Source organism: Microbacterium sp. NPDC087868 (assembly GCF_044900755.1).
In the GTDB taxonomy this organism is placed as follows: Bacteria; Actinomycetota; Actinomycetes; order Actinomycetales; family Microbacteriaceae; genus Microbacterium; species Microbacterium galbinum.
Map to the genome: position 1 here is coordinate 624,946 of NZ_JBJDNO010000001.1, position 22,187 is coordinate 647,132.

The 22,187-nt window shown below is 68.8% G+C and carries 24 protein-coding genes; 9 read left to right on the forward strand and 15 right to left on the reverse strand.

The window, feature by feature from the left end; genetic code table 11:
• Positions 1 to 325: 325 nt before the first annotated feature.
• Genes ACI2JZ_RS03140 through ACI2JZ_RS03150 form a run of 3 tightly spaced genes read left to right on the forward strand, consistent with a single transcriptional unit; the run spans position 326 to position 2,776 of the window.
• Positions 326 to 601 (forward strand): hypothetical protein, encoded by a 276-nt coding sequence (locus ACI2JZ_RS03140; RefSeq protein ID WP_247632318.1) that lies wholly within the window; start codon positions 326 to 328, stop codon positions 599 to 601.
• 13 nt (positions 602 to 614) lie between these two features.
• Complete coding sequence (locus tag ACI2JZ_RS03145; RefSeq protein ID WP_404596483.1) at positions 615 to 1,703, forward strand: GNAT family N-acetyltransferase; 1,089 nt, start codon at positions 615 to 617, stop codon at positions 1,701 to 1,703.
• Positions 1,700 to 2,776 (forward strand): GNAT family N-acetyltransferase, encoded by a 1,077-nt coding sequence (locus tag ACI2JZ_RS03150; RefSeq protein ID WP_404596484.1) that lies wholly within the window; start codon positions 1,700 to 1,702, stop codon positions 2,774 to 2,776. The genes ACI2JZ_RS03145 and ACI2JZ_RS03150 overlap by 4 nt, the downstream gene beginning before the upstream one ends.
• A 42-nt stretch (positions 2,777 to 2,818) precedes the next feature.
• Here ACI2JZ_RS03150 and mutM read toward each other — a convergent pair whose 3' ends face one another.
• From mutM to ACI2JZ_RS03180, 6 genes are all read right to left on the reverse strand, one after another.
• Positions 2,819 to 3,682 (reverse strand): bifunctional DNA-formamidopyrimidine glycosylase/DNA-(apurinic or apyrimidinic site) lyase, encoded by an 864-nt coding sequence (gene mutM, locus ACI2JZ_RS03155; RefSeq protein ID WP_336640460.1) that lies wholly within the window; start codon positions 3,680 to 3,682, stop codon positions 2,819 to 2,821.
• Complete coding sequence (gene rnc / locus ACI2JZ_RS03160; RefSeq protein WP_404596485.1) at positions 3,675 to 4,367, reverse strand: ribonuclease III; 693 nt, start codon at positions 4,365 to 4,367, stop codon at positions 3,675 to 3,677. Before rnc ends, mutM begins: the two co-directional genes overlap by 8 nt.
• A 13-nt stretch (positions 4,368 to 4,380) precedes the next feature.
• Positions 4,381 to 4,590 (reverse strand): 50S ribosomal protein L32, encoded by a 210-nt coding sequence (gene rpmF, locus ACI2JZ_RS03165; protein ID WP_247622624.1) that lies wholly within the window; start codon positions 4,588 to 4,590, stop codon positions 4,381 to 4,383.
• A gap of 2 nt (positions 4,591 to 4,592) precedes the next feature.
• A complete protein-coding gene (locus ACI2JZ_RS03170; RefSeq protein WP_247624698.1) occupies positions 4,593 to 5,141 on the reverse strand; it encodes a DUF177 domain-containing protein in 549 nt (182 codons plus the stop codon).
• Between the two features lie 63 nt (positions 5,142 to 5,204).
• Positions 5,205 to 5,702 carry a pantetheine-phosphate adenylyltransferase gene (gene coaD, locus ACI2JZ_RS03175; RefSeq protein ID WP_404596486.1) on the reverse strand — a complete coding sequence of 166 codons (498 nt, stop codon included), beginning with the start codon at positions 5,700 to 5,702 and terminating at the stop codon, positions 5,205 to 5,207.
• A 54-nt stretch (positions 5,703 to 5,756) separates the two neighbouring features.
• Positions 5,757 to 7,931 (reverse strand): ATP-dependent DNA helicase RecG, encoded by a 2,175-nt coding sequence (locus ACI2JZ_RS03180; RefSeq protein ID WP_336640461.1) that lies wholly within the window; start codon positions 7,929 to 7,931, stop codon positions 5,757 to 5,759.
• Positions 7,932 to 7,992: 61 nt separating this feature from the next.
• On the opposite strand from ACI2JZ_RS03180, the gene rsmD reads away from it, so the two are divergent.
• On the forward strand, positions 7,993 to 8,598 hold the full coding sequence (gene rsmD, locus ACI2JZ_RS03185; RefSeq protein ID WP_247622627.1) for a 16S rRNA (guanine(966)-N(2))-methyltransferase RsmD: 606 nt from the start codon (positions 7,993 to 7,995) through the stop codon (positions 8,596 to 8,598).
• Here rsmD and thiL read toward each other — a convergent pair.
• A complete protein-coding gene (gene thiL / locus ACI2JZ_RS03190; protein ID WP_336640463.1) occupies positions 8,568 to 9,563 on the reverse strand; it encodes a thiamine-phosphate kinase in 996 nt (331 codons plus the stop codon). The genes rsmD and thiL overlap by 31 nt on opposite strands.
• 23 nt (positions 9,564 to 9,586) lie before the next feature.
• Here thiL and ACI2JZ_RS03195 point away from each other — a divergent pair, with 23 nt between their 5' ends.
• Together ACI2JZ_RS03195 and ACI2JZ_RS03200 are read left to right on the forward strand one after the other, a co-directional pair.
• Positions 9,587 to 10,072, forward strand: coding sequence for a DUF3515 family protein (locus ACI2JZ_RS03195; protein ID WP_247956066.1), 486 nt, complete (start codon positions 9,587 to 9,589; stop codon positions 10,070 to 10,072).
• A gap of 23 nt (positions 10,073 to 10,095) precedes the next feature.
• Positions 10,096 to 10,740, forward strand: coding sequence for a hypothetical protein (locus ACI2JZ_RS03200; protein ID WP_404596487.1), 645 nt, complete (start codon positions 10,096 to 10,098; stop codon positions 10,738 to 10,740).
• An 18-nt stretch (positions 10,741 to 10,758) separates the two neighbouring features.
• Here ACI2JZ_RS03200 and ACI2JZ_RS03205 read toward each other — a convergent pair whose 3' ends face one another.
• The 6 genes from ACI2JZ_RS03205 to leuC form a co-directional block, all read right to left on the reverse strand.
• Positions 10,759 to 11,841, reverse strand: a complete 1,083-nt coding sequence (locus ACI2JZ_RS03205) for a D-alanine--D-alanine ligase family protein (RefSeq protein ID WP_404596488.1) — start codon at positions 11,839 to 11,841, stop codon at positions 10,759 to 10,761.
• Positions 11,747 to 12,880, reverse strand: a complete 1,134-nt coding sequence (locus tag ACI2JZ_RS03210) for an NAD(P)H-dependent glycerol-3-phosphate dehydrogenase (protein WP_247632328.1) — start codon at positions 12,878 to 12,880, stop codon at positions 11,747 to 11,749. The genes ACI2JZ_RS03205 and ACI2JZ_RS03210 overlap by 95 nt, the downstream gene beginning before the upstream one ends.
• Positions 12,870 to 13,625: a lysophospholipid acyltransferase family protein gene (locus ACI2JZ_RS03215; protein ID WP_404596489.1), complete on the reverse strand. Its 756-nt coding sequence runs from the start codon at positions 13,623 to 13,625 to the stop codon at positions 12,870 to 12,872. Before ACI2JZ_RS03215 ends, ACI2JZ_RS03210 begins: the two co-directional genes overlap by 11 nt.
• 5 nt (positions 13,626 to 13,630) lie before the next feature.
• Complete coding sequence (gene murA, locus ACI2JZ_RS03220; RefSeq protein ID WP_247622634.1) at positions 13,631 to 14,998, reverse strand: UDP-N-acetylglucosamine 1-carboxyvinyltransferase; 1,368 nt, start codon at positions 14,996 to 14,998, stop codon at positions 13,631 to 13,633.
• A 65-nt stretch (positions 14,999 to 15,063) separates the two neighbouring features.
• The gene (gene leuD / locus ACI2JZ_RS03225) at positions 15,064 to 15,660 is read right to left on the reverse strand and encodes a 3-isopropylmalate dehydratase small subunit (protein ID WP_404596490.1); all 597 of its coding nucleotides are present in this window, start codon (positions 15,658 to 15,660) and stop codon (positions 15,064 to 15,066) included.
• A 2-nt stretch (positions 15,661 to 15,662) separates the two neighbouring features.
• A complete protein-coding gene (gene leuC, locus ACI2JZ_RS03230; RefSeq protein WP_247622636.1) occupies positions 15,663 to 17,102 on the reverse strand; it encodes a 3-isopropylmalate dehydratase large subunit in 1,440 nt (479 codons plus the stop codon).
• Positions 17,103 to 17,289: 187 nt separating this feature from the next.
• Between leuC and ACI2JZ_RS03235 the strand changes: the two genes are divergently transcribed.
• Entirely contained in the window at positions 17,290 to 18,585 is a 1,296-nt protein-coding gene (locus ACI2JZ_RS03235) for an O-acetylhomoserine aminocarboxypropyltransferase/cysteine synthase family protein (RefSeq protein WP_404596491.1), read from the forward strand.
• Entirely contained in the window at positions 18,582 to 19,895 is a 1,314-nt protein-coding gene (locus ACI2JZ_RS03240) for an LLM class flavin-dependent oxidoreductase (protein ID WP_404596492.1), read from the forward strand. Before ACI2JZ_RS03235 ends, ACI2JZ_RS03240 begins: the two co-directional genes overlap by 4 nt.
• Positions 19,896 to 19,912: 17 nt before the next feature.
• Here ACI2JZ_RS03240 and ACI2JZ_RS03245 read toward each other — a convergent pair whose 3' ends face one another.
• Positions 19,913 to 20,410: a DUF427 domain-containing protein gene (locus tag ACI2JZ_RS03245; RefSeq protein ID WP_336640470.1), complete on the reverse strand. Its 498-nt coding sequence runs from the start codon at positions 20,408 to 20,410 to the stop codon at positions 19,913 to 19,915.
• A gap of 53 nt (positions 20,411 to 20,463) precedes the next feature.
• On the opposite strand from ACI2JZ_RS03245, the gene ACI2JZ_RS03250 reads away from it, so the two are divergent.
• Positions 20,464 to 21,060, forward strand: coding sequence for an LON peptidase substrate-binding domain-containing protein (locus tag ACI2JZ_RS03250; RefSeq protein WP_404596493.1), 597 nt, complete (start codon positions 20,464 to 20,466; stop codon positions 21,058 to 21,060).
• A 28-nt stretch (positions 21,061 to 21,088) separates the two neighbouring features.
• Here the strand turns inward: ACI2JZ_RS03250 and ACI2JZ_RS03255 are convergent, their stop codons facing one another.
• Positions 21,089 to 22,093: a TerC/Alx family metal homeostasis membrane protein gene (locus ACI2JZ_RS03255; RefSeq protein ID WP_247622641.1), complete on the reverse strand. Its 1,005-nt coding sequence runs from the start codon at positions 22,091 to 22,093 to the stop codon at positions 21,089 to 21,091.
• Positions 22,094 to 22,187 lie beyond the last annotated feature (94 nt).

Here is a 22,187-nt window from a genome sequence, read left to right on the forward strand (position 1 = left end):
CCGATGATGAACATTCAGCTCTCCGCACAGACCAACGGTCTGGTCGCGCACGCTTCCACTGCGCCGCGCCTTGCGTACTCGGTAACCGACCTCGGCGTCGACGGCAACGCTGTCTCCTAGAACAGCACCCGCCCTCGACTGATCCCCTCGGGGATCCGTCCGCGTCGATCGCCCTGTGCGCCACCGCCGCCGATCGTCATCGATCCGCGGCTCACGCCTCTCGGCATCCGCTCTCCGCGCCCTCTGCGCATCCGTCCGTCCGGCCGTCCGGCCGTCGACGCCGCGTCTTCCGCGTTTCTGCACACCCCTTTCGAAGGAAGCCACCGTGAACATCACGCTGTCCCGCAACATCACCCACCCACCGGATACTCAGGACCGCACGGTCCTGCACATCCCCGAACCCGAAGAACTGCGCGCCCTGTCGCTCGGCGATCGCCTGTCACTGCGGATCGGCCTCTGGCTGCTCCGTCGGACGCAACGCCCCCGCCGACCGAAGCGCGAGTTCGCTCCGGCTGCACCGCTGTTCCTCCACGAACAGCACCGCAGCCCCCAGGAGAGCGCGGCGATCCTCGCCTACCACCTCCAGCGTCAGATGCACTGAGAAGGAGAATCGGATGAGTATCCCCCTCAGCGCAGGCGCGACCCTGCATCCGCTCGTGGTTCCGGCCCGGGCGGATGCAGCGGAGGCTCGCGAGTTCCGTGAGCTCGCTCGCGTCCGCAACCTCGTCTACCGGGAACTCACCGGACGCGACGAGCAGGATCTCTCGCCGGCCGAACTCCTCCCCCGACTGCGATCGCGCGAGGAGCAGACGACGCTCGTGTGGACCGTTCGGCTCTCCGAGGAGATCATCGGGCGCGTTGTCGTCGATCTCCCCCACGAGGCGGGGTCGCGTGTGGCGATCGCGACCATCGAGCTGCGCCCCCTCGCCTGGGGGCGCGGCATCGGGCGGGCGATCCTCCCTCACGTCGAGGAGGTTGCGCGAGCGCACGGCCGCAGTGTCATCCAGAACTGGACGGAACAGCCCACCGCTGACGGGGCGCGCCTCGAATCGCCCACCGGGCACGGCAGCGTCCCGAACGATCATGTCGCCCGCTTCCTCACCCGCAGCGGCTTCTCGCTCGAGCAGGTGTACCGGATCAGCCTGTTGGATCTCGACGACGTCGCCCGCGCGCGGAGCGCCGAGCTCCTCGCCGAGGCGGAGGCCGCATCGAGCGGCTACCGGGTCGTGCGCTGGACGCTGCCGACACCGGCCGAACACCTCGACGGGTACGCCTTGTTGAAGTCGCGCATGTCGACGGACGCACCGTCGGCCGACCTCGACGCCGACGAGGAGGCATGGGATGCGGCACGCGTGCGCCGCATGGAGCAGCGGCAGGCCGAGGCGGGTCACACTCTCCAGGTCACGGCCGCCCAGCACATCGTCACGGGAGAACTCGCCGCGTTCACCGAACTCGGCACCGGCACGAGAGGATCGGCGACGACGATCCAGCACGACACCCTGGTGCTGCGCGAGCACCGCGGACACCGACTCGGGCTGCGCGTGAAATGCGCAGCCCTTGAGGGCTGGACTGCGATCGCGCCGACCTCCCATCGGATCATCACCTACAACGCCGAAGAGAATCGGCCGATGCTCGCCATCAACGAAGCGATCGGCTTCACCGCGCGCGCCTACGAGGGCGCTTGGAAGAAAGAACTGACATGACCGCCCCGACGACGATCGTCCCCCTGGCCGTTCCCCCGACGCTCGACGACCCCGACGCCGCGGGGTTCCTCGCCTATGGCGAGCTCGGCCACCGGGTATGCGACGAGATGGTCGGCCTGCCCGATCTCGCGCCGACCGCCGCGCAGATGCTGCCCGCGTGGCACGACACGACCGACACACTGCATACGGGCTTCCTCGCCCGACGGGGCGACCGCATCGTCGGCGCCGTCACCGTCGACTACGCTCAGGAGGCGGGGGCGCGGGCGGCCGAGCTCGACCTGCTCGTGCCGGAGGAGCACTGGAGCGAAGGCGTCGAGGAGGCTCTGCTCGATCGCGCTGAGGACGAGGCGCGCGCACGCGGACGCGACATCCTCCAGATCTGGAGCCTGCACCGCCCGATCGAGGCTGATCGGATGCTGGTCCCGAAGACCGGATGGGGACGAGTGCCCGCGATCGCGCTGACCGACCTGCTGGAGGCGCGCGGCTACCGACTCGAGCAGGTCGAACGCAACAGCGAACTCGATCTCACCGCCGACGCGGCGCCGCTGCGCGACGCTCTGGAGCAGGCGATGAGTCGAGCCGGTTCCGACTACCGCCGCATCGAGTGGAATCTGCCGACCCCGCCGGAGCTGCGCGACGGCTACGCCGATGTGCTGGCACGGTTGGTGACCGATGCACCGAGCGGCGACATGGAGTTCGACGCCGAGGAGTGGGATGCCGCACGCGTCGTGCGTCGCGATGCCCGCCTCACGAGCGCCGGCCAGATGGTCTCCGTCGCCGCGGTGCGACATGTGCCGACCGGCGCGATCGTCGCGTACAACGAGCTGCTCATCGGCGAGGACCGCGCGGGCGTGACGCATCAGTTCGGCACGCTCGTCGCTCGGGAGCACCGCGGGCATCGGCTCGGCACCATCGTCAAGTGCGCAAACCTGCTGCGGTGGCGCGAACTCGCGCCCGACTCGACGCGGGTCTCGACCTTCAATGCCGAGGAGAACCGGCCGATGCTCGACATCAACGAGGCGATCGGTTTCGTACCGGTCTCGTATGCCGGGGCGTGGCAGAAGAAGCTCTGAGTGCGGTCGGCGGGTCAGCGACGCCGCTGGCAGCGTGGCGGGTCAGCGGCGCCGCTGGCAGCGCGGGCAGTAGTGCGAGGAGCGATTCATGAAGCTCTCCCGCACGATGGGCTTTCCGCAGCGCGGGCAGGGTTTGCCGCCGCGCCCGTAGGCGTTGAGCGAGTGGGCGAAGTACCCCGCCTGGCCGTTGACGTTGACGTACTGCGCATCGAAACTCGTCCCGCCCTCGGCGAGGGCCTTGGCGAGCACGGATCGGACCTCGCCGAGAAGCCGACGCACGGCCTGCGTCGACAGTCGGTCGGCCGGGGTCTCGGGGTGGATGCGAGCGGCCCACAGCGCCTCGTCGGCGTAGATGTTGCCGATGCCGCTGACGACCGTCTGGTCGAGGAGAACCCGTTTGATCGCGCTGCCGCGTTTGGCCAGGGCCGCGCGGAAGATCACGTCGTCGAAGAACGGATCGATCGGGTCGCGGGCGATGTGCAGCACCTGCGATGGCACGGCGCTCGGGCCGTCGGCGACGAGAGCGTCGACGGCGAGTGATCCGAACGTGCGCTGGTCGGCGAACACGACGGCGAGCTCGCCGTGCGTCGGATGTTCGATGTGCAGTCGGATGCGCTCGTGACGCTCGGCCGAAGCATCCGGCGCGCGCAGCAGCATCTGACCGCTCATCCCGAGATGCGCGATCAAGGCGGAGTCATCCGACTCGAGCGGCAGCCACAGGAACTTGCCGCGTCGCGAGGCCGTGACGACACGGCGCCCTTCGAGGCGACGCACGAAATCCGCGGCGCCGGCCGGATGTCGGGTGAGGGCACGCTCGTCGAACACGCTGACACCCGTGATGATCGCGCCGGTCATGGCGGGAGCGAGCCCCGCTCGGACGACCTCGACCTCGGGAAGCTCAGGCACGTTCGCTGAGGAAGCGCCAGGCGCTGAGCGCCGCAGCCATCTCGGCCGTCTTCTTGCTGCTTCCCAGGCCGTTCATCCGGACATCGCCGACGACGACCGTCGCTGTGAAGCGCCGATCGTGATCCGGACCGCTGGCGACCACGCCGTAGACGGGCGGGGTCGCGCCGATACGCGCGGCCAGCTCTTGCAGGCTGGTCTTCGGGTCCATCGCCGCGCCGTAGCGCTCGGGGTCGTCGAGCAGCGGCCGGGTGAGTCGCAGAACGAGCTCGGTCGCCGCATCCGGACCCGCCGAGAGGTAGGTCGCGCCGATGACGGCTTCCATGGTGTCGGCGAGGATCGAGTCCTTGTCGCGTCCACCGGTCTGCTCTTCGCCGTGTCCCAGGAGAAGGTGACTGCCGAGATCGATTCCTCGTGCCACCTCGGCCAGCGCCACGGTCGACACGACGCTCGCTCGGCGCTTCGCCAGCTGCCCCTCATCGAGTTCGGGGTGCGTGGTGAACAGCATCACGGTCACCGCTTGCCCGAGCACCGAGTCCCCGAGGAACTCGAGACGCTCGTTGTGCGGGATGCCGCCGTGCTCGTAGGCGTAGGAACGATGAGTGAGCGCCAACTCCAGAAGCTCCGCGTCGATATCGACGCGGAGCTTTGCTGGGAGAGGTCGCTTCCCCTCAGGGACCTCCGTCACGATGACTCGCGACTCAGACGTCAGCGACCTTGCGGCCCTTGTACTCGAGGAACAGCTCGGTGCCCTGCGAGTCGGTGACGACCTTCGCCTGGTGCGGACGGCTGTAGACGACCTTGCCGTTCTCGATCGTCTTCACGAGGGCGACGGGCGCCGCCTTCCACTGCGCGCGGCGCGAGCGGGTGTTCGAACGGGAAACCTTGCGCTTCGGGGGGTTACCAGCCATGACTAGCTCTCTTCTTTCTCGGCGGCGCGGCTCTGTGCCGTTCCGTCTTGGTCTGTGATCTGCTGGAGCGCACTCCATCGAGGATCGATGGGAGCGGCCTGCTCCGTCCCGGTGCTTGCGGTCAGCCTTTCGCCCGTTTCCGGGTCGAGACCCAGGCAATCCGGCTGACACACCGGCTGAAATGGAAGCGCCAAAACAGTCGCATCCCTGACGAGAGTTTCAAGATCCACGTGGTCGTCTTGAACCTCGAAGTCAGTTTCTTCCTCACCAGGATACGCGAAAAGCTCCTGGAACTCGACTTCGACGGGCCGAGCGATGTCGATGAGGCATCGACCGCACACGCCGACGTACTCCGCGTCGGCCGCTCCGGAGACGAGAATCCCCTCGTGCACGGACTCCAGTCGCACGTCGAGGTCGAGGTTCGAGCCCTTCTCGAACGAAACGATCCCCTCGCCCCACTGCTCGGGAAGCGTCACCGTGAAGGTATGCTCGCGCATCTCCCCCGGCCGCCGGACGATGTCGCGGACGGGCAAGATGAAGGGGCCGTTCAGTCGGGATCGCACCCGACAATGCTACCGGCCCTCACCGGCGCGGGGCTGGACGAACGCTCCGTCTCAGATCCCCCGGGCGCCCGTGTCGAGGAACTCGGCCACCACCGGCGGGACGAACGGGGAGATGTCGCCCCCGAGCGAGGCCACCTGACGCACGAGTGAGCTCGACACCAGCGCGTGCGCGGGATCGGGCAGGAGGAATACGGTCTCGATGTCGGCGAGGTGGCGGTTCACGATCGCCATCGGCGACTCGTAGGCCACGTCGATCTGCGATCGGATGCCCTTGACGAGGACTCCCGCATTCACGTCGCGCGCGTAGTCGACGAGCAGCCCCATGCTCCACGAGCCGATGATGATGTTGCCGGGCATCCCGTCGTCGGCGATCGATCGCTCCAGCAAGGACATGCGCTGAACGATCGGGAGCATCGCCTCCTTGCCGGGGTTGTGCACGACGAGCACATGGAGCTCGTCGAACAGGGTCGCGGCCCGCCGGATCACGTCGAGGTGTCCGAGCGTGGGCGGATCGAAGGAACCGGGGACGACGGCGATCCTGCTGCTCATGCCCACCAGCCTAGGGCACCTCTCCGATGCACTCCCCGTGCGGCGACATCGAGCTCAGTTCTTCGCGAGCGCGGCTCTGTCCTCGTCACTCACTCGCCGGAGGATCGCGTCGCGCAGACCGGCGTGTCGCGCGAGGTCGGGGTCAGCCGCGAGGATCTCCTCACCCAGCTCGCGAGCACGCACGATGAGGCCCGCGTCCTTCACGACCCGGAGGAGTTTGAGCGAGGAGCGCACGCCCGCCTGGGCGGCGCCGAGCACGTCGCCTTCGCCGCGCAGCTCGAGATCGACCTCGGCCAGCGCGAAGCCATCGAGCGTAGCCGCGACGGCATCGACGCGCTCTCGGGCGACGGAGCCGGACTCGGCCTCCGTGACCAGCAGGCAGAGCCCCGGGACGCCACCGCGACCGACGCGTCCACGCAGTTGGTGGAGTTGGGACACGCCGAAGCGATCGGCGTCGAGCACGATCATGGTCGACGCGTTCGGAACGTCGACGCCGACCTCGATCACGGTCGTCGCGAGCAGGAGATCGATCTCGCCGCGCGCGAACGCCTGCATGACCGCATCCTTCTCGTCGGACGGCATCCGTCCGTGCAGGACCGCACGTCGCAACCCGCCGAGTGTGGGATGGGTCGCGAGCGCCTCATCGAGCTGCACGACGCCCCAGCGCGGGCCGTTCCCGCCTTCCGACGCGATCGCCGGCTGCTCCCCCGCCTCGCCGGTCTTCTTGGTCGTGTCGATGGCCGCGCACACCGCGAAGACCTGACGCCCCTGGGCGATCTCCTCGGCCGCGCGTTCCCAGACACGGTTGAACCACCCGGGATGCTCGGCGAGCGGAGCGACGAAGGACTCGATGCCCGCGCGCCCCGCCGGCATCGTCCGGATGACGGAGGTGTCGAGGTCGCCGAAGACCGTCATGGCCACCGTGCGCGGGATCGGTGTCGCGGTGAGCACGAGTGCATGCGGGCTCGAGCCCTTCGCGCGCAGCGCCTCGCGCTGCTCGACGCCGAAGCGGTGCTGTTCATCGACGACCACGAGACCGAGGTCGGCGAACGTGGTCTTCTCGCCGAGGAGTGCGTGGGTGCCGACCACGATCAATGCCTGGCCGGAGGCGACGCGCAGGGCGGCCTTGCGTCGCTCGGCAGCCGGCATCTGGCCGGTGAGGAGAGTCGGCATCACGAGCGGAGCCAGTTCGCGACCCAGCATCTTGGTGATCGAGCGCAGATGCTGCCCCGCGAGCACCTCGGTCGGCGCGATGAGCGCCGCCTGTCCCCCGCTCTCGGCCACCTGGAGCATCGCCCTCAGCGCGACGAGCGTCTTTCCCGAACCGACCTCGCCCTGCACCAGCCGGTTCATCGGCCACGCGCCGATCAGGTCTTCGGCGACCTGCGCACCGACCGTCTGCTGGTCGGGCGTGAGCGTGTAGGGCAACGCGGCATCGAAGCGCTCGAGCAGCCCTCCCGGCGACGCGGCGCGGGGGGTCGCGGAGAGCGCGCGCACCGCATCACGCTGCTGGAGCAGAGCGGTCTGCAGGGTCAATGCCTCGTGCATGCGCAGAGTGCGCACCGCAGGATCGATGTCGTTCTTGGTGCGGGGCCGATGGATGAGCTCGATGGCCTCGCGCGCGGTGAGGAGCTCCTCTCGGGATCGCACGGATTCCGGGAGCGGATCGGGCACGTCGACGAGCGCATCGATCACCCGACCGACGAATCTCGCGATCTGCCAGGTCTGTACCGTCGACGTCGCCGGGTAGATCGGGATCGGCACCGAAGCGCGGGCATCCGCACTGCGTCGAGCGGAATCCTCGTCATCGAACAACTCGTACTCGGGATGCGCGAACTGCGTCACGCCGTTGAACTCCCCGACCTTGCCGGAGAACACGCCTCGCCGACCCACCGCGAGATCGTTCGACCGCCACTCCGCCTGACCGATGTTCTTCGCGAAGAACGTCAGCGACATCCGACCGATCCCGTCGCCGATCACGACGTCCACCATCGCCCCGTTGCGATTGCGCATGCGACGGAAGCTCGACGAGAGCACCTCGGCCACGATCGTCACCGTTTCGCCGAGCGGGAGCTCGCGGATCGGAGTCAGCTCGCCCGGATCGGCGTAGCGGCGCGGATAGTGCGAGAGAAGATCGCCCACCGTGCGCATCGAGAACGCCCGATCCAGCGTCTTCGCGGTCGTCGTACCCAACGCGTCGTCGAGCGACGAATCCAGGGTGAGCGACATGCATCGAGTCTAGGGAACGCCACCGACACCCGCGTCACTCCGCCTGTCGTATCGTGAACGGGTGACGAGGATCATCGCCGGTACGGCCGGAGGAACGCGCCTGGAGGTGCCGGACGCCGGCACCCGCCCCACGAGCGATCGGGTGCGGGAGTCGCTCTTCGGAGCGCTCGAGTCGTTCGGCGCCATCGATGACGCCCGGGTGCTCGATCTGTACGCCGGCTCCGGCGCCCTCGGGCTGGAGTCGCTCAGCCGCGGCGCTCGCAGCGCCGATCTGGTCGAACGGGGGCGCGCCGCCGCAGCGATCGTGCGCAAGAACTCCGCGGCCGTCGCACGCGCCGGCGGAGTCGCGGCGGCCCGCGTGCACGAGAGCGCCGTGCATCCGTTCCTCGTGCGTGCGCAGGGCCCGTTCGACCTGGTGTTCACCGACCCGCCGTACGACCTCGATGACGAGGCGATGACCGCGGATCTCGTCGCCCTCGCGCCATTGCTCTCCCCCGACGCACTGGTCGTGGTCGAGCGTGCGCGCCGATCGACACCCCCGGATCTCGACGCCGCGGGGCTCGAGCTCGTGCGCGAGAAGACCTACGGCGACACCACCGTGTGGTGGGGGCAGCCGCTCGACGGCGCGGATCGCGATCAGCCCGCGGCGGAATCCCAGTCGCGATAGGGGTCCCATCCCCGGACATCGACGGGTTCGCCGTCGCACAGCACACCGTCACCGGATCGCTCGACCACGCGTCCGATCACGCGGAAGCCCGGAGCGAGCATCCCCTCGGGGAAGGTGGCCAGAAGGGCGTGGTCCTCACCTCCGGCCAGGGCGCGACGCGCATCCGACCCGAGCGCGTGCCCGTCGAGTGCGAGGGTGACACCGGAGGCATCCGCCAAGCGACCGGCGTCGAGCGCGAGCCCGTCGGACACATCCATCATCGCGGTCGCACCCGTCACGGCGGCCATCGGTCCGAGGCCGATCGGCGGGGACGGTCGCAGCTGGGCGGCGACCGCGGCCGCCTCACCGTCGCCGAGCCTCGACGGATCGACGGGGACAGGCGTCTCACCGTCGCGGAAACGACCGAACAGCACCGCCAGCCCGCGGGCCGCGAGGCCCAGCTCACCGGCGATGGCGACGGATTCCCCGGGCCGCGCGCCCGAGCGGGTGATGGCCGAGCGCCCCTCGAGATCGCCGAGGGCGGTGACCGCGACGGTCAGCACATCCGAGACCGTCAGATCGCCCCCGACCACCGCGCACCCCGGCGCGAGCGCCTCGCACGCGTCGCGGAAGCCGTCCGCCAGCCGCTCGACGAACGACAGCCGCAGATCGCGAGGGACGGCGAGGGCGACCAGCAAGGCCGTCGGACGAGCCCCCATCGCAGCGACATCGGCGAGGTTGACCGCGGCGGCCTTCCACCCGAGGTCGTAGCCGGAGGTCCAGGCGAGACGGAAGTCGGGACCGTGCACGAGGGTGTCGGTCGTCGCGACCACTGAACCCGATGGGGCGGAGATCACCGCCGCGTCGTCTCCGGGACCGAGGATCGTGTGCGATCCGGGCGGCGTGCGCGACAGGATCGCGCGCAGGATGCTTCCCTCCGAGAGCTCGCCGAGCAGGGGGTCGTGGTTCTCGGGTCGGGAGGGCATGAACTCAAAGGTAGCCTGGAAGCATGCCCCTCTTCCGTCGCCTCGCTGCTGCCGTCGCGGTCGCCGGAGCCGTTGCGATCGCCCTCGCCGGATGCTCCACGACGATCCACCTCGAGCCCGCGGATGATGCGAACAACCCGGCCTGCGCGAACGTATCGGTGCTGCTGCCCGAGAACGTCGCCGGCTTCGACCGGGTGTGGACGGATGCCCAGGCCACCGGAGCATGGGGTGATCCGACGATCGTGCTGCGCTGCGGCGTCGCCCCGCCCGCGCCGTCGGATCTCGTCTGCACGACGATCGGCAGCGTGGACTGGCTCGTGCTCGACCAGGAGGAGGAGCGTCAACGCCTGGTCACCTACGGGCGCGACCCCGCCGTCGAGGTCATCATCCGACGCGGCGCCGAGATCGACTTCCGCACGGTCGTCGAGAAGCTCTCCGCCAGCATCCAGCCCGGGCTCGAGCGGGCGACCGCGAAATGCACCGACCGCGTGGAGTCCCCCGCCGGCTGAGCGCGGTCTCCTAGACTCGCGGCATGAACCCTCAGCCCGCGAATCGAACTCCCGTCATCGCCGCCGTCCTGGTGGGCGTCGGCGCTCTCCTCAGCTCCCTCGCCGGCTACCTCTTCGTGCTCGGCGGCGTGCCGAACGTCCCGCGGGCCTGGATCCTGCCCGATCCGCTCGGGTGGGGCTTCGGCCGCGGAGGCTCGCCGCTGCCGGTCCTGGGCATGCTCCTGGCCCTCGTCGTGCTGAGCGGCCTGACCTGGCTCTTCGTGAGAATGATCGTCCGCGGAGCTCTTCCCGGGCGCGGCGCCGCCGTCTTCTTCGGCACCTGGGGCGCCGTGATGATCGCGTCCGCAGCCGCCGGTCTCGTCCGTGCGCCGCTGACGCTCGCCTACCTCCAGATCGACCCCACGCAGATCGAGATCTACCAGGTGCAGTTCTTCACGATCAGCACCGCGGGAGTCACCTGGGCACTCGTCTGGGGGTGGGTCACCGCTCTCGTGGCCGCGATCGTCCACCGCGTTGCCGCCGGCCCGGCGGAGCCGAGCGGTGCGTACGGCGCCGGGCATCCCGCACCTGCGTACCCGCCCCAGCAGGCGTATCCGCAGCAGCAGTACCCGCAGCAGCCGTACCCGGGCCCGCACCCCGGCCAGCCTCAGCCTCCGACAGCGGGCTGAGGCACCTCGCGCCGCCGATCAGCGACGCAGGCCCGCCTCGACGAGCTCCGAGATCAGGTCGCCGTAGCTGAGACCGGAGGCCACCCAGCACTTCGGGAACATCGAGATCGGGGTGAACCCCGGCATCGTGTTGAGCTCGTTGACGACGAGGTCGCCCTCCGGAGTGAGGAACATGTCGACGCGCGCCAGCCCGCGACCGTCGACGGCCTCGAACGCGCTCACACCCGCGCTCTGGATCGCCGCGATCTCCGCATCCGTGAGCACGGCCGGGCACACGACATCGACGCCGTCTCCCCCGAGGTACTTGCCCTCGAAGTCGTAGAACCCGCGCGAGGTCAGCACGATCTCGCCGGGCAGCGATGCGCGCACGCCGTCGGCGCCCTCGAGCACCGCCACCTCGATCTCACGTCCGCTGACGCCGGTCTCGATCAGTACCTTGTCGTCTTCGGCGAACGCGACCGCGAGCGCCGCGTCGAGTTCGTCCAGCGCCTCCACCTTCGACACGCCGACGCTCGAGCCCGCACGCGCGGGCTTGACGAACAGCGGGAGGCCCAGTTCGGCAGCCTGTGCGCGCACCTGCGCGGCATCCTGCTCCCATGCACGGCGCCGAACCGTGACCCAGGGCGCCACGACGATGCCGGCTGCCTGCAGCGCGATCTTCATGAAGTGCTTGTCCATGCAGAGCGCCGAGTCGAGCACACCGCCACCGGCATACGGCACCTCGAGGGTGTCGAAGTACCCCTGGATCGTGCCGTCCTCTCCGTGCGGGCCGTGGAGGATCGGGAGCACCACGTCGATCTCACCGAGACCGTCGATCGTTCCATCGACACGGACGACGCGCAGCGTGCGGTCTCCGCCGGGTTCGGGCCACAGCACGCGGGTGCCGTTGTCGACCACCTCAGGGAGGTGCGCGGCATCGAGCGGGAACTTGGCCGGGTCGTCGTCCTCGAGAACGAAGGCGCCCTCGCGGGTGATCCCGACAGGGATCACGTCGTAGCGACCACGATCAATCGCGCCCAGCACTCCGCCCGCCGTTGCGGAACTGATCGAATGCTCGCTGGAGCGCCCTCCGAACAGCACCACCACCGTCTGCTTGTCCATGGTTGGTCCTCTCCCCCTGCGGGGTGTCGTCGTCCGTCGTCAGGTGGGGTGCGATGTCGCGCGGGCTCATCTTGCCGTCGAGCACCATCTTCACCTGTTCGACGATGGGCATGTGCACCTCGGACTCGCGTGCCAGCTGCAGGATCGGCGCGACGGACGCGAGTCCCTCGGCGGTCTGCTGCATCTGCTTGACGACGTCCTGGAAGCTGTATCCCTGGCCGAGCAGACGCCCGGCCGTGTTGTTGCGGCTCAACGGCGACTGGCAGGTCGCGATCAGATCGCCCAGTCCCGCCAGCCCCTGGAGGGTCTCCGGGTGCGCACCGTTGGCGACCGCGAAGTCGGTCATCTCGACCAGTCCGCGGGTGATGATCGACGCCTTCGTGTTCTCGCCGTAGCCGACGCCGTCGACGATCCCGATCGCGACGGCGATGAGGTTCTTGAGCACTCCGCCGAACTCGGTGCCGATCACATCGGTGTTCACGAAGGTGCGGAAGTAATCGTTGCGCGCGGCGCGGGCGACCGTCTCCGCCGTCTCCTGACTACGCGAGGAGATGACGGCGGCCGTCGGCTGCTCCCGAGCGATCTCGAGCGCGAGGTTGGGTCCCGAAGCGACGGCCACTCGGTCGGGATCGCAGCGGAGCTCCTGCTGGATGACCTGGCTCATGCGCAGTCCGGTGCCGCGCTCGACGCCCTTCATGAGGCTGACGATCTTGGCGTCCGATCCGGCGAGCAGCGGCCGCAACGCCTTCAGGTTCTCGCGCAGGGATTGGCTGGGCACCGACAGGTAGACCTGATCGACGCCCTCGAGCGCGGTTGCGAGCTCATGCGTCGCGGCCATCGACCGCGGAAGGTTGATGCCGGGGAGGTATCGCGAGTTGCGCTTGGCCTCGTTGATCTCCTGCGCCAGCTCGGCTCTACGTGCCCACATGGTGACCTGGGCGCCGCCGTCGGCGAGGATCTTGCCGAAGGTCGTGCCCCAGCTGCCGGCGCCGATCACGGCGACGCGCGGCCCCTGGTGCGTCGTTCGCTTAGGAGTCAAGGCGCCCCGTCTCCTTCTGACCGTGCGTCGACGGGTTCCACCGCTCGGCGGGGGCCTTCTCGTCGCGCAGCTCTTCGAGCAGAACGGTGATCGCGTTCATCAACCGCGTGGTGGCCTCGTTCAGGGCGGCCTGGTCGCCGCCACGCCCCTGCAGGTCGGAGACGTCGACGGGGTCGCCGACGATCACGTCCACGGGCTTCCGGAGCGGCCAGAGGCTCAGCCCCTTCTGGTACCGGCCCATGATCTCCTGGGTGCCCCACTGGGCCATCGGGATCAGCGGGATGCCGTCGGTCAGGGCCAGGCGGACCGCGCCGGACTTACCGCGCATGGGCCACAGGTCGGGATCGCGGGTGAGGGTGCCCTCGGGGTAGACGATGACCCCGCGACCGTTCTCGACGATCTCCTTCGACTGCAGCATCGTCTGCTTGGCCGCCGTGGCCGACGACGCACGCGCCACGGGGATCATCCCCGTCCTGCGCAGGATCCATCCGAGAACCGGCACACGGAAGAGGCTCTCCTTCGCCATGAACCTCGGTGCGCGTCCGATCCGCCACACGGCGACCGCCACGATCAGCGGATCGAACTCCGAATAGTGGTTCGGCGCGAGCACGTACGCCCCTTCGCGCGGGAGCTTCTCCGGGTTCCTCACCCGGATCTTCGCGATCAACGAGACGAGCGGGAGGACGATCACTGCGACCGGCCAGAAGATGCTGGGCCGCGTCGTCTCCGGCGACCTGTTGCGCATCGGCGTCACCGGAGGACGTCGAAGTCGGCGCCGAGCGCGTCGAGCTTCGCGAGGAACTTCTCGTAGCCGCGGCTGAGGATGTCGACCCCCGAGACCTTGGACTCGCCGGAAGCGGTGAGCGCCGCGATCACGTGGCTGTACCCGCCCCGGAGGTCGGGCACGACGATGTCGGCGCCGTGCAGCGGGGTCGGCCCCGTGATGACGGCGGCCTGCTCGAGGTCGCGGCGCGGCACGCGGCGCGGTCCGGCCTGCAGCCCGCGCGGGTGGACGACGATGTCGGCGCCCATCTTCACGAGGGCCTCGGTGAAGCCCATGCGGTTCTCGTACACCGTCTCGTGCACGACCGACCGGCCGTTGGCCTGGGTGAGGGCGACCACGAGCGGCTGCTGCCAGTCGGTCATGAAGCCGGGGTGGACGTCGGTCTCGACGACCACGGGGCGCAGTTCGCCTTCACGACGGAAGAGGATGCCGTCCTCCTGGATGTCGAACCATCCGCCCGCCTTGCGGAAGACGTTGAGGAAGGTCAGCATCTCCTGCTGCTTCGCGCCGCCGACGAAGATCTCGCCGTCGGTCGCCAGAGCAGCGGATGCCCAGGAAGCCGCCTCGTTGCGGTCGAAGATCGACCGGTGATCGTAGCCGCGGAGCTTCTCGACGCCCTCGATGACGATGACCCGGTTGGGCTCGTACGAGATGATCGCGCCCATCTTCTGGAGCACGGCGATGAGATCCATGATCTCGGGCTCGATCGCTGCGTTGCGCAGCTCCGTCACGCCCTCAGCTCGCACGGCCGTCAGCAGGACCTGCTCGGTCGCGCCGACGCTCGGGTACGGGAGGTGGATGTTCGCGCCGTGCAGGCGACCGTTGGGGGTCGACAGACGGATGCCGCTGGGGAGCTTCTCGACGACGGCGCCGAACTTGCGGAGTGCGTCGAGGTGGAAGTCGATGGGGCGGTCGCCGATGCGGCACCCGCCGAGGTCGGGGATGAACGCCTGACCGAGACGGTGCAGCAGCGGGCCGCAGAAGAGGATCGGGATGCGCGATGCACCGGCGTGGGCGTCGATCTCCTCGAAGTGCGCCGACTCGACGTCGCTCGGGTCGAAGACGAGCGCACCGGGCTCGTCGCCCTCGGACACGCGCACGCCGTGCACCTCGAGGAGGGAGCGGACGACCGCGACGTCGCTGATCGCGGGCACGTCGCGGAGGGTGCTGACGGTCTCACCGAGGAGGGAGGCGACCATCGCCTTGGTGGCGAGGTTCTTCGCCCCCTTGACGTCGACGCGGCCGCGCAGCGGGCGTCCGCCTCGAATCGCGAGGACGTCTCCGGTGAGTGCGGGGACTCCGTCCGGAAGAGCGTCGCGCACGGGTGTCGTCATTCGGAGCCTCACTTCAATTCACTGTGTTCGGGGCGGGTGCCCCTCAGCCACCCGCCTCCACCGCGTTACTGAACGGGAAGGGTCCGGGGCCGCCACGACTCGCGACGGGCCTCGAACTGCGCGATCTTGTCTTCGTTGCGCAGCGTGAGCCCGATGTCATCGAGCCCTTCGAGGAGCCGCCATCTAGTGTAATCGTCGATACCGATCTCGGCCTGGATGTCGCCGATCGACGCGGTGCGCGCCTCGAGGTCGACGGTCATCCGAACCCCGGGATTCCGCTCGATCTCGGCCCAGAAACGCTCGAGATCCTCTTCGGAGATCGTTGCGGCGAGCAAGCCCTGCTTACCCGAGTTTCCGCGGAAGATGTCGGCGAAGCGCGGGCTGAGCACGACTGTGAAGCCGAAGTCGCGCAGCGCCCAGACGGCGTGCTCACGGCTCGAGCCCGTGCCGAAATCGGGGCCGGCCAGCAGCACGGATGCGCCCTGATACGACGGCTGGTTGAGCACGAACTCGGGGTCCTGCCGCCAGCCGTGGAACAGCGCGTCCTCGAAGCCGGTCTTGGTGACCCGCTTGAGGAAGACGGCGGGGATGATCTGGTCGGTGTCGACGTTCGACCGCTTCAGAGGAGCGGCGATGCCGGTGTGGGTGGTGAACTTCTCCATGATCAGACCTCCAGATCGCTCGGGCTCGACAGGGTTCCGCGGATGGCCGTGGCCGCCGCGACGAGGGGCGACACGAGGTGCGTGCGCCCGCCCTTGCCCTGCCTGCCTTCGAAGTTGCGGTTCGAGGTCGATGCGCAGCGCTCCCCCGGTGCCAGCTGGTCGGGGTTCATGCCCAGGCACATCGAGCACCCGGCGAAACGCCACTCGGCGCCGAAGTCCTTGATGATCCGGTCGAGGCCCTCGGCCTCGGCCTCGAGGCGTACACGCGCCGAGCCCGGCACCACCATCACGCGCACCCCGTCCGCCTTCTTCTTGCCCTCGATGATCGATGCGAAGGCGCGCAGGTCCTCGATGCGGCTGTTCGTGCACGACCCCATGAAGACGGCATCCACCGGCACCTCCTTGAGAGGCGTCCCCGGCGTGAGGTCCATGTACTCGAGTGCGCGCTCCGCGGCGGCGCGCTCGTTCGGATCGGTGATCGCGGCGGGATCCGGCACCGCCGCCGAGAGCGAACTTCCCTGTCCGGGGTTGGTGCCCCAGGTCACGAACGGCTCGAGGTCGTCGGCGTCGATGAACACCTCGGCGTCGAAGGCGGCCCCGTCGTCGGAGGGCAACGTGCGCCAGTAGGCGACGGCATCCTCCCAGTCCTGGCCCTTCGGCGCGTGCGGACGCCCCTCGAGGTAGTCGAAGGTCGTCTGGTCGGGCGCGACCATCCCGGCGCGGGCACCTGCCTCGATCGACATGTTGCAGATCGTCATGCGCCCCTCCATCGAGAGGGCGCGGATCGCGCTGCCGCGGTACTCGAGCACGTAGCCCTGGCCACCGCCGGTGCCGATCTTCGCGATCACGGCGAGGATGATGTCCTTGGCGGTGACGCCGGGTCGCAGCGTTCCCTCGACGTTGATCGCCATCGTCTTGAACGGCTTCAGGGGCAGCGTCTGGGTCGCCATGACGTGCTCGACCTCGCTCGTACCGATGCCGAAGGCCATGGCGCCGAAGGCACCGTGGGTCGAGGTGTGCGAGTCGCCGCAGACGACCGTGATGCCCGGCATGGTGAGTCCGAGTTGCGGGCCGACCACGTGGACGATCCCCTGCTCGGCGTCTCCCAGGGAGTGCAGACGGACTCCGAACTCGGCGGCGTTGCGGCGCAGCGTCTCGATCTGGGTGCGGCTGGTGAGATCGGCGATCGGCTTGTCGATCTCCCACGTCGGGGTGTTGTGGTCCTCCGTGGCGATCGTGAGGTCGAGGCGGCGCAGCGGTCGCCCTTCCGAGCGCAGGCCGTCGAAGGCCTGCGGACTGGTGACCTCGTGCACGAGGTGCAGATCGATGTAGATGAGATCCGGCTCACCGTTCTCGCCCTTGACGACCAGGTGGTCGTCCCAGACCTTCTCGGCCAGGGTTCTCGGGCGTGAGGAATCGACGTCGACTGCGGGGGTGTTCATGGCTCTTCTCCTGAAGCTGGCGGTTCGGCCCACGATGGACTCCGCGACGAGGAGGGGCTCAGAACGAGGTCTCGTCGCGGCCGCTAAGAAGGAGCACGATCCGCATGACGTCAGGTTACCACCGCTTCGGCGCCCGATGACGCGCCGTGACACTCTACTGTTCACCCGAATCATCGAGAGGCATCGCATGACCGCCGACAACGCCCGCTTCGCGACTCGCGCCGTGCACGCCGCGAGGACGCGAGACTCCGCCGCTGCGCGCGCCACGCCGATCTACCTGACCGCCGGCTTCGAGTTCGACGACTTCGATCACGCCGCCGATCACTTCGGCACCGGAGCCGGCTTCGGCTACACCCGCACGGGCAATCCGACCGTTCGGGCCGTGGAGCGGCAGATCGCCGCGCTCGAGTCCGGGGCGGATGCCCTGCTCGTCGCGAGCGGTCAGGCGGCGGTCGTGACCGCCCTTCTGACGGTCGCGGGCGCCGGCGACCACATCGTCTCGTCGACGCACATCTACGAGGGAAGTCGAGGACTCTTCCTCGACAATCTCTCCCGCTTGGGGATCGAGACGACGTTCGTCGACGACATTGCCGATCCGGATGCCTGGCGCGCTGCCATCCGTCCGAACACCCGGGCCCTGTTCGCCGAGTCGATCGCCAACGCCCGCAACGACATCCTCGACATCGCCGTGGTGAGCGCGGTCGCCGACGAGTCGGCGATCCCGTTGATCGTGGACAACACGCTCGCGACGCCGTTCCTCGTGCGTCCGCTCGAGCACGGAGCGGCGATCGTGGTGCACTCCGCCTCGAAGTTCCTGGCCGGGCACGGCTCGGTGCTCGGCGGTGTGATCGTCGACGACGGCCGCTTCGACCCGGCGGTCGCCGGACACAATGCTCCCCATCTCGTTCTCCCGGGCCGCAACGGCGAGCCGAGTGTCGCCGCACGGCACGGTGGGAACGCGCGGATCGCGTACGCCCGGGAGAGCGTGGCTCCTCGATTCGGCGCCTCTCCCTCCCCGCTCAACGCCTTCCTCATCGGTCAGGGCGTCGAGACGCTCGGACTGCGGGTCGAACGGCAGTCGCGCAACGCCCAAGCGGTCGCCGAGTGGCTGTCGGAGCATCCCGACGTCGAGCGGGTGGACTACGCCGGTCTCCCCACCCACCCCGATCACGCGACCGCGGCGCGCTATCTCCAGGGCGGGTTCGGCTCCATCTTCACCGTCACCCTCCGCGGAGGCCTCCCCGCCGCACGCGACTTCGTCGAGAGCGTCGGCGTCTTCATCCACATGACGCACATCGGCGACGTCCGCTCCCTGGTGCTGCATCCGGGCACGACCAGCCACTCCCACCGCACCGAGGACGAGCGCCTCGCCCTCGGCGTGCACCCGGGTACCCTGCGCCTCTCGATCGGCATCGAGGACATCGACGACCTCATCGCCGATCTGTCGCGCGTGCTCGAGACCGTTCGGGAGGTCGTCGCATGAGCCGCCCGCAGCACTTCGGCTGGTTCCTCGCGCGCGGCTTCGGACCGCAGGGCTGGGGCTACCCGTCGCTCGATTGGGACTACGACTGGACACGACCCGAGATCTACCAGGAAGCGGCGCGCACGCTCGAGCAGGCCGGATTCGATCTGGTGATCATCGAGGACGGCCCCTCGCTCGGATCGCACTCGACCATCGATCTGCGGGTGCGCCACGCCTTCGGTGGGCCCAAGCACGACCCTCTGCTGCTCGCCCCCTACCTGTTCCAGGCGACGAAGCATCTCGGCGTGGTGCCCACGGTGAATCCCGCGGCGTCCCTGCCGTTCACGTCGGCCCGCCAGTTCGCCACGCTCCAGCATCTGAGCGGACATCGCCTCGGTCTCAACGTCGTCACCGACACCGGGAGCGCCCGTCACTTCTCCGGCGCGGCGCAGCTCGGGCACGACGAGGCCTACGACCGCGCGGAGGAATGGCTCGACGGCATCCGCGCGCTCTGGCGCAGCTGGGACGACGGAGCCCTCGTGCTCGATCGTGACAGCGACGTCTATGCCGACGGCTCGAAGCTGCGCCCGGTGCAGCACCGCGGCGAGTACTACTCCTTCGACGGGCCGCTCAACGCGATCCCTTTCACCGACGGCGAACCGGCGATCGTGTCGCCGGGCGGGTCGGGCCGCGGCCTCGGCTTCGCGGGCGCGAACTCCGATGTGCAGCTCGCGCTCGCGCCACTGAACGAGAAGTCGGTGCGCGCGTATCGGAAGAAGATCCACGATGCGGCGATCGAACGCGGACGCCGCCCGGAGGACATCAAGATCCTGTTCGCCATCCAGCCCGTCATCGTCTCGTCGCCCGAGGAAGCGGACCGGCTCGTCGCCGCCTCGGCCCATCCCGATGACGCCGCCCTCGAGCAGATCGCACGCAAGCAGTCGAGCGATCTCGAGACCGATCTCACCGGACTCGACCTCGATCGCCCGCTCGATCTGTCGATCTTCGGCGCACACGTGTCACGCGGAAGCATCCAGCGACTGATCGGCGACCGCGGCGAGGACGCCCCCCTGCGCGCGCACCTCACCGCCCTCGTCCGCGCCGGACGCATCAGCGATCGGAGCGGCTTCGTGGGTACGGCGGAGGAGTTCGCCGACCTGATCGAGGAGCTCGGCGAGTGGGGCAACGACGGCGTACTGCTCTGGGGCGATTTCCACCCGGTGACCCTGCACCGCACGCTCGACGAGCTGGTGCCGATCCTCCGTCGGCGCGGCATCCTGCGCCGTGAGTACGCGGACGGCGGGCTGCAGGCGAACCTGCGGGCGTTCTGATCATCGGCGGGCGGGAACTACCAGCCCATCGAGCCCGGGATCCCCTTGAACGGACCCACCACGGCCGACGTGACCCAGCCGCCGTAGAAACCACCGGGCTGCGGGACGACGATCTCTCCGCCGACCGTGCACTCGTCCATGGGCCCGGCGTACACGGCGACGCGATCCTCGAGCGCTTCGAAACCCCGCGTCGGAGCCGGGTAGTTCCATGCGGCGCCCGCGCGCACGACACCTCCGCCGTGGACATCGAGATAGCGCGCTGCACCCTTGAACTCGCAGAACGACGAACCGGCCGCGTCGGTGAGCGCACCCGGTGCGAAGTCGGCGATCGGGAGGTAGTAGACCGGCGGGTGGCTCGTCTCGAGCACTCTCATCGCCCGGTGGGTGTCCGCGATCAGTTCGCCACCGAGCCGGATCGTCACGCGTGCCGCCACCGCTTCCACTCGAGGCGGTCGCGGGTAGTCCCACACCGATTCCTGGCCGGGCGCGGGAGTGACGGGGAGCGGTCTGCGCATCTCTTCACTGTACGTCGCTGGCCTCCGCGCGGCGCGGGGTGTTGACTGATCCCATGAGCCCGATGCCGATGTTCCCCCTCGGTTCGGTGCTGTTCCCGTACACCCCGCTCCCGCTCCGTGTGTTCGAGACCCGATACCTCACCATGATCGGGCGGCTCCTGGACGAAGAGGATCCGGAGTTCGGCGTCGTGCTGATCGAGCGCGGCGCCGAGGCGGGCGGTGGCGATCAGCGCAGTCGCGTCGGAACCCTGGCGCGGCTCGTCAGCGTGTCCGCCGACACCGAGGTGCTGCATGCGCTCGCCGTCGGCACGGAACGGTTCCTGGTCGAGCAGTGGCTCGATGACGACCCGCATCCACGAGCCGCTCTGACCCCGCTCCCCACTCTGGAGTGGCACGACGGATTGACTCCCCTGCTCGCCGAGGGCGAGTCGATCGTGCGGCGCGTGCTCGCCCGCGCACCTGAGGCGCGCTGGGATCCGAACACCGAGCTCTCCGACGATCCCCTCGCCGCGTCCTGGCAGCTCGCAGCGATCGCCCCGCTCGGCGAGTACGACCGCTATTCGCTTCTGCAGTCGGAATCGGTCGGGGCACTGCTCCGTCAGACGATCGACGCCACCCTCGACGCGGAGATCCTCTGGTCGGCGGAGTGATCCGCGCCCGAGTCGCGTCTCTCCGGGATCACTCCGCGGGCGGTGCCACCTTCTGCGCCCGCTTCTCCCGCGAAGCCGCGATCAGGCTCGCGATGGTCGCCACGGTCATCGAGACCAGGATGACTCCGAGCGAGACCATGTTGTCGATGTCGGGCACCCATTCCACGTGCTCACCGCCGTTGATGAACGGCAGCTCGTTGACGTGCAGCGCGTGCAGGATCAGCTTGATGCCGATGAACCCGAGGATCACCGCGATGCCGTAATGGAGGTAACGCAGGCGGTCGAGCAGGTCACCGAGCAGGAAGTACAGCTGACGCAGGCCCATGAGAGCGAAGATGTTCGCCGAGAACACGAGGAACCCGTTCGTCGTGATCTCGAAGATCGCGGGGATCGAATCGATCGCGAAGATCAGGTCGGTCACTCCGATCGTGATGAACACGATGATCATCGGGGTCCACATGCGCTTGCCGTCGACGGTCGTGCGGATCTTGGATCCGTCGTACGTCTCGCTGATGTCGATCCGGCGGCGCAGCAGGCGCACGATGAAGTTCTCGCGCTGCACCTCGCCGTCGTGGTCGCCCTCGGGCATCGCCTGGCGGATCGCCGTCCACACGAGGAAGGCGCCGAAGATGTAGAAGATCGGGGAGAAGTTCTCGATGATCGTGACGCCGACGAGGATGAAGGCACCGCGCAGGAGCAGCGCGATGATTATGCCCACCATGAGCACCTGCTGCTGCAGACGCCGCGGCACGGCGAACTGGGCCATGATCAGCACGAAGACGAAGAGGTTGTCGACCGAGAGGCTGTACTCCAGCGCCCACCCGGTGATGAAGTCGCCGGCGTTCTGCCACCCGCCGACGTTACCCAGGAGGAGGGCGAACAGCAGGGCGAGTCCGACGTAGAAGACGACCCACAGGGTCGACTCCTTCGTGGAGGGGATGTGCGGCCGGAGCCGGATGAGCAGGAGGTCGCCGATGAGGATGACCGTGAGGACGATCATCGAGGTGATCTCGAACCAGAGAGGGATTTCCACGGGGAACGACAGCTTTCGCGAAGGGTCTAGAAGGATCGAGAGTCTCTCCCCCGCACACGGTGCGTCGCGCGCCCGGAGCAGCGGCCTTGGTGCT